The 13925-nt window shown below is 45.1% G+C and carries 11 protein-coding genes; 10 read left to right on the top strand and 1 reads right to left on the bottom strand.

All coding sequences use genetic code 11. The features are described 5' to 3' along the window. Positions 1 to 57: 57 nt before the first annotated feature. From A6D97_RS09690 to trmL, 4 genes are all read left to right on the top strand, one after another. Complete coding sequence (locus A6D97_RS09690; protein ID WP_017063670.1) at positions 58 to 747, top strand: response regulator; 690 nt, start codon at positions 58 to 60, stop codon at positions 745 to 747. Then, positions 747 to 2126, top strand: a complete 1380-nt coding sequence (cpxA, locus tag A6D97_RS09685; protein WP_065584288.1) for an envelope stress sensor histidine kinase CpxA — start codon at positions 747 to 749, stop codon at positions 2124 to 2126. Before A6D97_RS09690 ends, cpxA begins: the two co-directional genes overlap by 1 nt. A 76-nt stretch (positions 2127 to 2202) precedes the next feature. Further along, positions 2203 to 2820, top strand: coding sequence for a superoxide dismutase (locus A6D97_RS09680; protein WP_065584287.1), 618 nt, complete (start codon positions 2203 to 2205; stop codon positions 2818 to 2820). Positions 2821 to 2903: 83 nt separating this feature from the next. Further along, positions 2904 to 3383 carry a tRNA (uridine(34)/cytosine(34)/5-carboxymethylaminomethyluridine(34)-2'-O)-methyltransferase TrmL gene (trmL, locus tag A6D97_RS09675; RefSeq protein WP_009844716.1) on the top strand — a complete coding sequence of 160 codons (480 nt, stop codon included), beginning with the start codon at positions 2904 to 2906 and terminating at the stop codon, positions 3381 to 3383. Positions 3384 to 3574: 191 nt separating this feature from the next. On the opposite strand, the gene A6D97_RS09670 is transcribed toward trmL, so the two are convergent. Continuing rightward, a complete protein-coding gene (locus tag A6D97_RS09670) occupies positions 3575 to 4099 on the bottom strand; it encodes an FxsA family protein (RefSeq protein ID WP_010435390.1) in 525 nt (174 codons plus the stop codon). A 284-nt stretch (positions 4100 to 4383) separates the two neighbouring features. On the opposite strand from A6D97_RS09670, the gene aspA reads away from it, so the two are divergent. From aspA to A6D97_RS09640, 6 genes are all read left to right on the top strand, one after another. Next, a complete protein-coding gene (gene aspA / locus A6D97_RS09665) occupies positions 4384 to 5835 on the top strand; it encodes an aspartate ammonia-lyase (RefSeq protein ID WP_065584286.1) in 1452 nt (483 codons plus the stop codon). Between the two features lie 180 nt (positions 5836 to 6015). After that, positions 6016 to 7323 carry an anaerobic C4-dicarboxylate transporter gene (locus tag A6D97_RS09660; RefSeq protein WP_017063667.1) on the top strand — a complete coding sequence of 436 codons (1308 nt, stop codon included), beginning with the start codon at positions 6016 to 6018 and terminating at the stop codon, positions 7321 to 7323. Between the two features lie 510 nt (positions 7324 to 7833). Beyond that, the gene (locus A6D97_RS09655; protein ID WP_065584285.1) at positions 7834 to 9282 is read left to right on the top strand and encodes a YfcC family protein; all 1449 of its coding nucleotides are present in this window, start codon (positions 7834 to 7836) and stop codon (positions 9280 to 9282) included. An 805-nt stretch (positions 9283 to 10087) separates the two neighbouring features. After that, a complete protein-coding gene (arcA, locus tag A6D97_RS09650; RefSeq protein WP_065584284.1) occupies positions 10088 to 11311 on the top strand; it encodes an arginine deiminase in 1224 nt (407 codons plus the stop codon). A gap of 73 nt (positions 11312 to 11384) precedes the next feature. Then, a complete protein-coding gene (gene arcC, locus A6D97_RS09645; RefSeq protein WP_017062723.1) occupies positions 11385 to 12296 on the top strand; it encodes a carbamate kinase in 912 nt (303 codons plus the stop codon). Between the two features lie 141 nt (positions 12297 to 12437). Then, positions 12438 to 13448: an ornithine carbamoyltransferase gene (locus A6D97_RS09640; RefSeq protein ID WP_017062722.1), complete on the top strand. Its 1011-nt coding sequence runs from the start codon at positions 12438 to 12440 to the stop codon at positions 13446 to 13448. The last annotated feature ends 477 nt before the right edge of the window (positions 13449 to 13925 follow it).

The raw sequence follows: 13925 nt of genomic DNA, 5'->3' as shown, positions 1-13925 counted from the left end.
AAAGTTGACGAATAATTAGCAGTATTATTAACCTAACTAAATGATTAAGGCTTCCCAATGGCGAACATTCTTCTTATTGATGACGACACCGAGTTAACCAGCTTACTCAAAGACATTCTGAGCTTTGAGGGCTTCACTGTTTCCGAAGCCAATGATGGCTATGCAGGGCTGGAAGCTATCAATGATGAGATTGACCTGATTCTTTTGGATGTGATGATGCCGCGTCTTAATGGCATGGAAACACTAAAGAAACTGAGAGAAAATTGGGAAACACCAGTGCTGATGCTGACCGCAAAAGGCGAAGAGATCGACCGTGTGATTGGTCTTGAGCTTGGCGCGGACGATTACCTGCCTAAACCTTTCAGTGACCGAGAATTGTTAGCGCGTATTAGAGCTATCTTGCGTCGAACTCAAACCGCCACCGCGCCTAAAGCGGCCAGTGATAGAGTTCAATATCAAGACATCGAAGTTTTCCCGGGTAAACAAGAAGCCTACTGCAATGGTGAGCTCATCGATCTCACCACCACCGAGTTCGCTCTACTGAGTCACCTTATCCAAAACCCAGGGCAAGTGATCACCAAAGAAGCATTGAGTTTGGATGTGCTGGGTAAAAGGCTCGCAGCGTTTGACCGCGCGATAGACATGCACATCTCTAATCTACGTAAGAAGATTCCTGAGCGCACTGACGGCAAATCACGTATCAAAACCTTACGAGGCCGTGGCTACTTATTGGTAGAGGAAGATTAATGCGTATACCTAAAATCACCAGCTTATATGGACGTATCTTTGCTATCTTTTGGTTCACCATGTTACTGGTGCTTTTGTCGGTGCTGTCACTTCCCCATTTAGACCCTCGAGTCGCGCGAGATGTGCCCGCAGATCACCTAGATAAACTCGAGCGTATCGCTAAAATCACAGAGAAACGCTACGCCAAAGAACCTAATCTAGGCAAAATTGTGTTTCAACTTGAGGCACCACGTAGCCGCAAGGATTCTCGTGCTCGTATCTATTTAACCGACCTAGAAGGCGCTGTCCTTACGTCAAAAAGACATTCGGACTATAAGCTTAAGGCGATTCGCAACTTTGTTACCTCGATTGATAACCCTGAAGTACCAAAACAGAAACTATACGGACACTACATGGTGGCAGGGCCAGTACCAATCACACTCGCTGGTGAAGAATTACTGATGTATGCCGGAGTAAAATGGAACCAACCACCGCCATTTTTGCTACGACTATTTGATAGACCTTTACAACTGTTGCTTGCGGTAATGCTAGCAAGTACCCCGCTATTGCTATGGCTAGCTTGGGCATTGAGTCAACCCGCACGTAGGCTAGAGCGCGCAGCGCAACGCGTAGCAAAAGGGCAATTTGAGGTCGATCCTCAGCTCGAAAAAGGCACCTCAGAATTCAGACAAGCGGGTGAAAGCTTTAACCAAATGGTCGAAGCGGTAAACCAGATGATCTCCGGGCAGCAACGCCTACTCTCTGATATTTCACACGAACTACGCTCACCACTGACTCGCCTGCGTATGGCCAACGCACTGGCAATTCGTAAACAGGGTGAGAGCCAAGAACTTGAACGTATCGATACCGAAGCACAACGTCTGGAACAGATGATCAGCGAGCTACTGACGCTATCGCGCATGCAGGTCGACAGCCACATTACTCGTGAGGTTCAGCCTATCTCTAGCCTGTGGGAAGAGATCTTAAAAGACGCACAGTTTGAAGCCGAACAGATGGGTAAACAGCTGACGTTCTCAGAGATCCCTGAGCGCTCTATTTCGGGGAACCCTAAACTGCTGATGAGTGCGCTAGACAACATTACACGCAATGCCATCTACTACGGTAAAGACCAAGTGGATGTACAGTTCCATGTGGTTCAAGATCAGCTAACAATTTGCGTCAATGATAATGGTGATGGTGTTCCAGAGGATGAACTCGATTCTATCTTCAGACCTTTTTACCGTGTCTCAACAGCGCGTGACAGAAACTCTGGCGGCACAGGGCTTGGATTAACCATTACTGAAAGTGCGATTCGCCAACACAGCGGAACCATCACCGCAACCCGCAGCCAGCTCGGTGGATTACAACTCGAAATCACCCTGCCTATCTTACCGGTGTAATACCCCCACAAAGATCGCAGTTGATAATGATTGTTATTATCATTATGGTAAATCCTCTAATTAAGGAGGATTTACCATGTCGCACACTTTCCCTGCTTTACCCTACGCTTACGATGCCCTAGAGCCTTACATTGACGCTAAGACAATGGAAGTGCATTACAGCAAGCACCATAGAACCTACTACGATAAGTTTGTTGCGGCGGTGTCTGGCAGCGAGCTAGAACAGCAATCTCTGACCGAGATCTTCGCCAACATCTCTCAGCACAGCCCGGCTGTTCGTAACAATGGCGGTGGCTACTACAATCACATCTTGTACTGGAACTGCATGTCGCGAGACGGCGGTGGTGAACCTACGGGCGAGCTTGGTGAGGCAATCAAGAGTACCTTCGGTGATTTCGAGACATTCCAAGATCAGTTCGCTCAAGCGGCGATCAATACCTTTGGCTCCGGCTTTGCTTGGCTAGTGGTAGAGCAAGGGCAACTGAAGATCATCTCAACCTCGAACCAAGACAATCCGTGGATGGATACCGTGGCGAGTGATGGCGAACCGATCCTTGCGCTCGATGTTTGGGAACACGCCTACTACATCAGCTACCAAAACCGTCGTCCTGATTACATCAATGCATGGTGGAACGTGGTGAATTGGAATGCCGTATCTGAAAACTACGCGCAAGCACTAGCGAACCAAGCTTAAGCGAATGGTGACGGTGGCGAACTGTACTCACTCAGCTTGCCACCGTATACTCGGGTTATCTTTGATTACTCTTGTGAACCAACATGTTTGATATCGCTCTATACGAACCAGAAATTGCACCCAATACGGGTAACATCATCCGCCTATGTGCTAACTGCGGCGCAAATCTGCACCTGATTGAACCGCTTGGCTTTGATTTTGAAGAGAAGAAGGTTCGTCGTGCAGGCTTGGATTACCACGACCTTGCACGAGTTAAGCGTCACAAGAATCTAGAAGCTTTCCTTGAGTATCTTGAGAATGAACGCGAGGGTGACTTCCGCATCTTTGCCTGCACCACTAAAACGACAGGTCACCACGTTGATGCAAAATTCCAACAAGGTGATGTGTTGATGTTTGGCCCAGAGACTCGCGGGCTGCCTGCTGAATTCATCGAAAGTATGCCAATGGAACAACGCATTCGTATTCCAATGATGCCAGACGCGCGCAGCCTGAACCTGTCTAACGCAGTGGCAATCATTGCTTTTGAAGCATGGCGTCAAATGGGTTTCGAAGGCGCGGTATAACTGAGCGCTCAAACTTATTTGTTATCTGTTATCTGTTATCTGTTATCTGTTATCTGTTATCGATAGTAAACAGTAAGTAACAGCTAGCGACAGACAATAAAAAAGGCTCTTACCATTATCGCTTTCATGTGAAAGATAAAGGTAAGAGCCTTTTCTGTTTTTCCCTCTATATAAAGAAGAGAGAAAACGGATTAGTTTAGTCGGTTACGATCGTTGTCGTCGTCTTTCTTTTCAAACTCACCCTCAAAGGTGTTGCCGTCTTTTGATTGATCAGATGGATCTCGATTGAATGGGTCTTGTCCAAATGGGCTCTGCCCAAAACCACCTTGTCCACCTGCTTGGAAACCACCAGACATATTGGTAACCACCATTTTTTCCATCATTTTCTTAGCAATCATCGCTCTTGGTGCAGGCAGCAATACCAACATACCAAGTGCATCCGTCATAAAGCCCGGAGTCAGCAGCAATACGCCTGCAACCGCAAGCATCACGCCTTCAAGAATCTGTTGAGCTGGCATTTCGCCTTGTTGTAATCGGCCTTGAACAGACATTAATGTTTGAATGCCTTGGCTACGAACAAGTGATGCACCGACAAATGCAGTGATCAGAACCAACGCAATCGTTGGCCACAACCCTAAGAAGCCACCAACTTGAATAAATAGTCCAATCTCAATGATCGGTACGAAGATAAATAGTAATAATAAGATAGGAAACACACGCACTCCTTTGTTACATCCAGTTTACGCTGAAAGCCCTACCAATCTCAAATTTATCCTGTAAATAAGCGTGTTTATTGACCCGGAATAAGTTTGCTAAATATTGACGAAACAAAAACGAAAAAGGTGATCAACTTACTATTTTTATGCGCTAAGTACAGTATCATGTGCCACATAAGTCAGGACGGATTTATCAGCCCAATATTCTAGCGAACGGAGTATTTGCACACAGAATAGGCTAATAACTAACTATATAATCAGAATAATTCTCTAAGGATCCTGTTATGGCTACTCTATCAGAAGCTCAAGTTGATGCTCCTCAAGCTACTCGTCTCGAAGAAGATCTTTTAGGTCAACGTCATGTTCCAGCTGATGCTTACTACGGCATCCACACTCTACGCGCAGTTGAAAACTTCAACATCTCAAATGTAACGATCTCAGATGTACCTGAATTCGTTCGCGGTATGGTGATGACTAAGAAAGCGGCGGCTTTAGCAAACAAAGAGTTAGGTGTAATTCCAAGCGAAGTGGCTAAATACATCATCCAAGCTTGTGACCTAATTCTAGACACGGGTAAGTGCATGGATCAGTTCCCATCGGACGTTTTCCAAGGTGGTGCTGGTACTTCTGTAAACATGAACGCAAACGAAGTTGTTGCGAACGTGGCTCTTGAACTTATGGGCAAAGAAAAAGGCCAATACGAGTTCATCAACCCGAACGACCATGTAAACCGCAGCCAATCGACAAACTGTGCTTACCCAACTGGCTTCCGTATCTCTGTTTACAACAGCGTTCGTAAACTGATTGATGCGATCGAATACCTAAAAGGTGCATTCGAGCTTAAGAGCCAAGAATTCAACACGATTTTGAAGATGGGTCGTACTCAGCTTCAAGACGCAGTTCCAATGACGGTTGGCCAAGAGTTCCACGCTTGGGCTGTAACCATCAATGAAGAAATCAAAAACCTAGAATACACTTCAAAACTACTGCTTGAAGTAAACCTAGGCGCAACGGCTATCGGTACAGGTCTGAACGCAGCACCGGGTTACCAAGGCCTAGCAGTGAAACACCTAGCAGAAGTAACAGGCCTAGAGTGTGTAGCGGCTGAAGATTTAATCGAAGCAACGTCTGACTGTGGCGCATACGTAATGACGCACGGCGCACTTAAGCGTCTAGCAGTTAAGCTATCTAAGATCTGTAACGACTTGCGTCTACTTTCTTCAGGTCCACGTACTGGTTTGAACGAGCTAAACCTACCTGAACTGCAAGCAGGTTCTTCAATCATGCCTGCTAAAGTAAACCCAGTTGTACCTGAAGTAGTAAACCAAGTTTGCTTCAAAGTTCTAGGTAACGACAACACGGTTTCTTTCGCTGCGGAAGGTGGTCAACTTCAACTGAACGTAATGGAACCTGTTATTGCACAAAGCATGTTTGAGTCTCTAGACATCCTAACAAACGCTTGTGTGAACCTACGCGACAAGTGTGTAGACGGCATTACGGTGAACAAAGAAGTATGTGAATCACACGTATTTAACTCTATCGGTATCGTCACTTACCTAAACCCATACATTGGCCACCACGAGGGTGACATTGTTGGTAAGATCTGTGCTGAGACAGGTAAGAGCGTTCGTGATGTGGTTCTAGATCGCGGTTTATTAACCGAAGAAGAACTTGATGACATTTTCTCTGTTGAAAATTTGATGCATCCTCAGTATAAAGCGAAGCGCTACGAATAAAGTTAGCGAGAAAGGGTTCCAAACGGAGCCCTTTTTTAGGCTCCAATACGGTTAACCATGATTATTTTGTGGATTTCCGTTGGTTGCGCTTTTGCCAAATTGAATCTAAACCATAGATCTATTATGTGAACATTCCAGCGGCGAATGTTCACATAATAAAATCTAAATGAGGTGTTACTTATGATTGCAGTAGAACTGTTTGTCGTCCTGCTCTTTATCTTTTTGGGGGCCAGAATTGGCGGTATCGGTATTGGTTTTGCCGGTGGTGCTGGTGTTATTGCCCTTTCACTTATTCTTGGCGTTCCAACAAGCCAATCTTTCATCCCGATCGACGTAATCTTGATCATCATGTCAGTTATCACCGCAATTGCTGCAATGCAAGTTGCTGGCGGTATGGACTGGTTGGTACAAATTGCCGAAAACTTTTTGCGTAAACACCCTGAACGCATCACCTTTTACGCGCCGATTGTGACCTTTGTAATGACATTAATGGCGGGTACTGGTCACACAGCATTCTCTACGCTTCCTGTTATTGCAGAAGTAGCGAAAGGCCAAGGTGTTCGTCCTTCTCGTCCACTGTCTATCGCAGTTGTCGCTTCTCAAATTGCTATCACAGCTTCGCCAATCTCGGCTGCAGTTGTGGCTTTCGCAGCAATGTTGGCACCATTTGGTGTTGATTACCTAACGCTATTGATGGTTTGTATCCCAACAACCTTCATCGCTTGTATGGTTGGTGCGGTTGTTGCTAACTACATGGGTAGCGAATTGAAAGACGATCCTGTTTATCAAGAACGTCTAGAGAAAGGTCTAATCAAGCTAGCAACAGAAGAGAAACGCGAAATTCTACCTACAGCGAAGAAAGCAACGTACATCTTCCTAGCTGCAATTGGTTTCGTGGTTTGTTACGCAGCGGCTATCTCTAGCTCTGTTGGCCTAATTGAAAACCCGGCGCTAGGTCGTAACGAAGCGATCATGTCTGTAATGCTGGCAGCAGCAGCGGCAATCGTGATGTTCACTAAGATTGATGCAGCGAAGATTTCTTCGGCTCCAACATTCCGTTCAGGTATGACAGCATGTGTTTGCGTACTGGGTGTGGCTTGGTTAGGTTCAACGTTTGTAAACGCACACGTTGCTGAAATCAAAGACGTAGCAGGCGCTCTACTGGCTGACTACCCGTGGATGCTAGCTCTTGTTCTGTTCTTCGCTTCTATGCTGCTTTATTCTCAAGGTGCAACAACGGTTGCACTGATGCCTGCCGCTCTGGCGATTGGCGTGGCACCATTAACAGCTGTCGCTTCTTTTGCTGCAGTAAGTGCGTTGTTCGTACTTCCAACTTACCCAACGCTACTGGCAGCAGTTGAGATGGATGACACAGGTTCAACGCGTATTGGTAAGTATGTATTTAACCACCCATTCTTCATTCCTGGTGTGGCAACAATCAGTACTGCGGTAGCACTCGGCTTCGCATTCGGCGGTCTGTTTATCTAACATTCGCTGATGATTAAAACTTTAAAAGGAAGCTTCGGCTTCCTTTTTTGTTTTCTACTCAATGTGTTATTTGATACACATCAAATAACTATTATAAACTTTAAAATCCGCCCAAAAATAAAATTTGAATAAAATTCCAAGATTATTCAACCCAACTAATAACAACACTTACCAAATCAATCCCCCCTCGCTTCCACCTAATCCACATCGAATATTAATCCAAGCTAACTAACCAAAAAACCTTGACGATTTTCTGCCATTTTTTAGCCCTTTCATTAGCCATTATTTTTGTGAACAGCACCAAACTTAAATACCGGAGTAAGGAATAAAATAACCGCAGCTAAATTAAATCTAACTTCATTTGGATTAGTAAATATAAAAACAACCTTAATTTAAAGTCAGCAACTTTATATCGTTGAGTGCTTTATAAGTGTCCGTGTATTTACAATCTATAAATCATTAGTCGCTAATTCACATCACTTCTATTTAAGATGATGTAAGGAGATAGCCATGACAACTCAAACGATACCAAGCGAGAAAAAAAAGGGCGGCTTCTTTGCCAACTTTAAATTCCCTTCTGCCTACACCATTCTATTTATTCTGATTGCGTTCGTCGCACTGCTTACCTGGATTGTTCCAGCAGGCCAATACGACCGTGCAATGAATGAAGAGCTAGGCCGAGAAGTACCCGTAACCGGAACCTATCAAGCGGTAGAAGGTAACCCTCAAGGCGTGATTGATGTACTGCTCGCGCCTATTGACGGCTTCTATGACCACAATAGCTATGAAGCGGCGGCTATCGACGTTTCGCTGTTCATCTTAATCATTGGTGGCTTCTTAGGGCTAGTAACCAAAACGGGTGCCATTGATGCCGGTATCGAGCGCGTCACCGCCCGCTTAGAAGGGCGAGAAGAGTTGATGATACCAATACTGATGGCGCTATTTGCCGCAGGTGGTACCGTCTACGGCATGGCGGAAGAATCACTGCCCTTCTATACATTGCTAGTGCCGGTAATGATGGCAGCTCGCTTTGACCCTCTTGTTGCCGCTGCGAACGTACTGCTTGGTGCAGGTATTGGGGTGCTGGGTTCAACGATTAACCCATTCGCAACCGTGATCGCTGCCAACGCCTCTGGTATTCCATTTACAGACGGTATCGTGTTGCGCATTGCGATGTTGATTATTGGTTGGGGTATTTGTGTTGCCTACGTAATGCGTTACGCAAGAATGGTTCAAGCCGATCCAACAACATCAATTGTCTACGACAAATACGAAGAGAACAAAGCGCACTTCTTAGGTAATGCGAGCGGCGAAAAACTTGAATTCACCGCGACTCGCAAACTGATTCTGACCATTTTTGGTGGCTCGTTCGCTGTAATGATTTATGGTGTATCCGTTGCTGGATGGTGGATGGCTGAGATCTCAGCGATGTTCTTAGCAGCAACCATCATCGTTGGTATTGTGGCTCGCATGAGCGAAGAAGAGTTTACCACCAGCTTCATTGATGGTGCCCGCGACCTACTTGGCGTTGCGCTCATCATAGGTATTGCACGTGGTATCGTAGTGGTGATGGACCGCGGTATGATCACCGATACCATTCTCTTCTCAGCAGAACAGATGGTAACGGGGCTTTCTTCGGTTATCTTCATTAACGTGATGTTCTTCTTAGAGATTCTACTGTCGTTCTTAGTGCCATCGACCTCTGGCTTAGCGGTACTGACCATGCCAATCATGGCACCACTGGCCGACTTTGCTGGCGTAGGTCGTGACTTGGTTATCACTGCGTACCAATCTGCATCTGGCTTGGTGAACCTAATCACCCCAACCTCCGCGGTGGTGATGGGTGGTTTGGCGATTGCTCGTGTCCCTTACGTGCGCTGGGTTAAATGGGTGATGCCACTAGTCGGTATATTGATGGTGTTCTGCATTGTTGTACTGAGTATTGGTGCGCTGATCTAACTAACAGCACTTCACTCCTTTCTCATCCAAAGCCGCTTCTCACAGCGGCTTTTTTATTGTTCCCTCTCAATGTAACCCTCTGCCACTGAAACAGCTCCTCAAAGCCATACACGCGATATTCAAGGTTCTTCTGTTCGTAGCCAAGCTCAACCAAACTCAAAGCACTCGCAATAGAAGAATCAATCCTACTTTTAAACATCTAATTTTCTTGATGAAATAACACTCTATTTTCAACCATGATGTTTAAACAAATAGTTAGTCACTTATTAGCGTTAATTATATTTAAAGTAATTAATAGCCTAATAAACAGACGAGGATTAATGCCCTTTTCTATCAAAAAACACACTTAAACAGCCGATTTTAAAATGTGATCGCAACAGCTTTATTCGCATTTACTTTGTTAATAAACAATTAATTCCACATCCAAAATTAAATATCTAAATAAAAACACTGCATACTTCCAAGCTAAGTACACTCTTATCAATAAAACTATTCTGCATATAATCCCTCGTAAATTAGATTCTAGTAAGTTTCGTCAAAAAAGCGTGCATAAAGTTCCCTAACTGCTAACTATTTAGAATGTATTATTCATAACTGAAAGTGCATAAAGTTTGTTAAAACCCTTAATTTTAAAGGGCTGCGGGATAAAAAACGATTTGTGATAGATCTCTAAGAATACCTGACTAGCAGGCGTAATATTAATTCCAGACAAGAGATATGAATAAATAATTCATTCTTCTCAACTGAAAATAAATAATTACTCTTAGCGATAAAAGTAATTCAAATATATAAGAGAGAGACGATCATGAGTAAGTTCTATGTAGGTTCTGAAATAGGTCAATTACGCCGCGTTCTAGTTCACCGTCCAAGACGCGCACTGACTCACCTAACACCCTCTAACTGTCACGATTTACTATTTGATGACGTACTGGCTGTTGAACGTGCTGGTAAAGAGCATGACGCATTTACTCAAACGCTGCGTGATCAAGGTGTTGAAGTTCTTCTTCTTACTGACCTACTAGCAGACACGCTAGCAGTGCCAGAAGCGAAAGATTGGCTTTTGAATCATCAAGTTTCTGATTACCGCTTAGGCAAAACCTTTGCTAACGATGTGCGCTGCTACTTGGGCGACTTACCAAACCTAGAACTAGCAAAAATCCTAACGGGTGGTCTGTCTTACGCTGAGATGCCAATGAAATCATCTTCAATGATGCAAGGCATGCACGCACCAACCGACTTCATTATCGAACCGCTACCAAACCACCTATTTACTCGTGACACATCTTGCTGGGTATACGGTGGCGTATCCATCAACCCGATGGCGAAACCTGCTCGTCAACGTGAAACCAACCACGTTCGCACTATTTACCGCTGGCACCCAACATTTGCTGGCCAAGACTTCATTAAGTACTTCGGCGATGAAGAAAACATCAGCTACGACAACTCAACCATTGAAGGCGGTGACGTTCTTGTAATCGGTCGCGGTACGGTTCTTATCGGTATGTCTGAGCGTACAACAGCACAAGGTGTTGAGCACTTAGCATCTAGCCTATTCAAACACGGTCAAGCGAAACAAGTTATCGCAATGCAGCTACCAAAACACCGCTCTTGCATGCACTTAGACACCGTTATGACGCACATGAACGAAGATACGTTCTCTGTTTACCCTGAAGTGGTGAGTAAAGACGTACAGTGCTGGAACCTAACTGGTGATGAGTCTGGCGCAGTGAAAGTGAAAGAAGAAGGCTACTTCGTAACAGCTATCGAAAAAGCACTTGGCGTAGACAAGCTAAACCTAATCACGACCGGTGGTGACAACTTCCATGCAGAACGTGAGCAGTGGAACGATGCAAACAACGTTCTAACGGTTAAACCTGGCGTTGTGATTGGCTACGAAGGCAACACCTACACCAATGAAAAATACGATAAAGCAGGCATCACAGTTCTTCCTATCCCTGGAGATGAACTTGGCCGCGGTCGCGGTGGCGCACGCTGCATGAGCTGCCCAATTGAGCGTGATGGTATCTAATCACTAAGACGAAAACGGCCAAGTTGAATGATCTTAAATAATCTCAGCTTGGCCAAAATGAGAGAACACAATTATGACTAAGCAAACTGTTGTTGTTGCACTCGGCGGTAATGCCTTACTTCGTCGCGGTGAGCCGTTAGAAGCCGATGTTCAACGCCGTAATATTGAAACAGCGGTTAAAACCATCTCTGAAATCGCGAAAGTGTACAACGTGGTTCTAGTACATGGTAATGGCCCACAAGTTGGTTTACTGGCTCTGCAAGGTTTGGAATACAAAAAAGTAAACCCGTATCCGCTAGATGTATTGGGCAGTGAGACTCAAGGCATGATCGGCTACATGCTGATGCAAGAGTTCAAGAACTATCTACCTAACCGCAACATCTCGTGCATGTTGACGCAAATGACCGTTGATCCAAACGATCCTGCATTCGCCGATCCAACGAAGCCGATTGGCCCGATCTACGAAGAAGCGGAAGCGCGTGAATTGGCGGAGAAATTCCACTGGATCGTCAAACCAGACGGCCAACACTTCCGTCGCGTTGTGCCAAGCCCACGCCCTACTGGCATTGTTGAGCACGAAGCGATCACCCAACTTATCGATGCAGGCCACCTAGTGATTTGTACTGGCGGCGGTGGCATCCCAGTGAAAAAAGAGAACGGCAAATTAGTGGGTGTTGAAGCGGTTATCGACAAAGACATGTCAGCGGCTTTCTTAGCGAAACAACTGGATGCGGATGCACTGCTTATTTTGACCGACGCGGACGCTGTTTACCTTGATTGGGGCAAACCGACTCAACACGCACTGCGCAGCACCACACCAAGTGAACTGGCGAAATTCGAATTTGATGCAGGCTCTATGGGACCAAAAATTGAAGCATCGTGCGAATTCATTCAGCAAGGCGGCAAAGTCGTCGGTATTGGTGCACTCGAAGATGGTTTGCAAATCCTGCAAGGCTTGGCGGGCACCAACATCACCAAAGATTAATCTACTCGCGAGCTTTTCAAACCTTGCGAGAAAACTGAATCACCGTTTGAACTGAAATTAATACACAAAAATTGAATCGCGCTTTCTTGAATTTTCTTTCCCTGTAACAAGAAAGCGCCTAAATCTAAGAAGGAATACATCATGGCTTTTAACCTACGCAATCGTAACTTCCTAAAACTACTAGATTTCACTCCACGCGAAATTCAACACTTATTAGATCTTTCTATGGAGCTAAAAAAAGCGAAGTACAACGGTTACGAACAGCCAACACTAACTGGCAAAAACATTGCGCTTATCTTTGAGAAAACCTCAACTCGTACTCGCTGTGCATTCGAAGTAGCGGCATTCGACCAAGGCGCTCGCGTGTCTTACTTAGGCCCATCTGGCTCTCAAATTGGCCACAAAGAATCAATGAAAGATACCGCTCGCGTTCTTGGCCGTATGTACGATGGCATTGAATACCGCGGCTTCGGTCAAGAGATTGTTGAAGAGCTAGGCGCTTACGCTGGAGTTCCAGTATGGAATGGTCTGACTGACGAATTCCACCCTACACAAATTCTTGCTGACTTCCTAACCATGACGGAATACGGCCGTGGTAAACAACTGCATGAAATCAGCTTTGCTTACCTAGGTGATGCTCGCAACAACATGGGTAACTCTCTGATGGTTGGCGCAGCGAAAATGGGCATGGACATTCGCCTTGTTGCTCCAAAACAGTTCTGGCCACAAGAAGAACTATTGGCTCAGTGTCGTGAAATCGCAGAGCACACAGGTGGCAAAATTACACTGACTGAAGATGTTCAAGAAGGCGTGCAAGGTTGTGACTTCCTGTACACCGACGTTTGGGTATCTATGGGCGAAGCGAAAGAAGCATGGGCTGAGCGTATCAACCTAATGATGCCTTACCAAGTGAACATGGAAATGCTGAAAGCAACGGGTAACCCACATGTGAAATTCATGCACTGTCTGCCAGCTTTCCATGGCGAAGATACCACGGTAGGCAAACAACTTGCGGCTGAATATCCACAGCTAAAAGACGGTGTGGAAGTGACTGATGAGGTAGTTGAGTCTGAATACTCTATCGTGTTCGATGAAGCTGAAAACCGCATGCACACCATCAAAGCAGTAATGGTTGCAACACTAGGCAGTTAATTACCTAAACAGCTAAGAATCGAAACAACTAAGAAGTTAAGCACTCACTTGTTCGCGAGACATTGACAAGTTAAGTGTAATGACAGGGAAATGCGGGCGGCGAACTTGGGATTTAGCCCTTGGATAAAGCCCGCATTTTTTTTCATGTACTTGAGGGCATTATCGCCCCAAAAACCCTGAGATTTTCTGTTTCAACAAGGGCTTAAATCAAAGCAAAATGTAGAGGTTATTTCGCATAAAAATCCATTAAATGAATACTTTACAGAAAGTATTGCATGCCGTTTTTATCTGAGTATAATCCTCCGCAATTTGTCTTAAGAGAGCAAAAAATGAACTGCAATTCTGTCGCACATGATTGTCAAACTACACGCCAAAGAGTGGCGGTGGTGTCATTTTTATTTTGCTCTATTGATCGTTTCGAAGCCTCCTATTTTTAGGGGGCTTTTTTTTTGTCCGCAATTTGACTGTATGCATAGA

The organism is Vibrio sp. ZF57, from assembly GCF_001691235.1.
Taxonomy (GTDB): Bacteria; Pseudomonadota; Gammaproteobacteria; order Enterobacterales; family Vibrionaceae; genus Vibrio; species Vibrio crassostreae_C.
This window is presented reverse-complemented; position numbering and strand designations above follow the sequence as displayed.

What these genes read in the sequence shown, in the direction of transcription:
- arcA (WP_065584284.1), top strand. Translation starts at nt 10,088, where the DNA reads ATGAGTAAGTTCTATGTAGGTTCTGAAATAGGTCAATTACGCCGCGTT.
- A6D97_RS09655 (WP_065584285.1), top strand. Translation starts at nt 7,834, where the DNA reads ATGACAACTCAAACGATACCAAGCGAGAAAAAAAAGGGCGGCTTCTTT.
- trmL (WP_009844716.1), top strand. Translation starts at nt 2,904, where the DNA reads ATGTTTGATATCGCTCTATACGAACCAGAAATTGCACCCAATACGGGT.
- A6D97_RS09690 (WP_017063670.1), top strand. Translation starts at nt 58, where the DNA reads ATGGCGAACATTCTTCTTATTGATGACGACACCGAGTTAACCAGCTTA.
- arcC (WP_017062723.1), top strand. Translation starts at nt 11,385, where the DNA reads ATGACTAAGCAAACTGTTGTTGTTGCACTCGGCGGTAATGCCTTACTT.
- A6D97_RS09640 (WP_017062722.1), top strand. Translation starts at nt 12,438, where the DNA reads ATGGCTTTTAACCTACGCAATCGTAACTTCCTAAAACTACTAGATTTC.
- A6D97_RS09660 (WP_017063667.1), top strand. Translation starts at nt 6,016, where the DNA reads ATGATTGCAGTAGAACTGTTTGTCGTCCTGCTCTTTATCTTTTTGGGG.
- aspA (WP_065584286.1), top strand. Translation starts at nt 4,384, where the DNA reads ATGGCTACTCTATCAGAAGCTCAAGTTGATGCTCCTCAAGCTACTCGT.
- A6D97_RS09680 (WP_065584287.1), top strand. Translation starts at nt 2,203, where the DNA reads ATGTCGCACACTTTCCCTGCTTTACCCTACGCTTACGATGCCCTAGAG.
- cpxA (WP_065584288.1), top strand. Translation starts at nt 747, where the DNA reads ATGCGTATACCTAAAATCACCAGCTTATATGGACGTATCTTTGCTATC.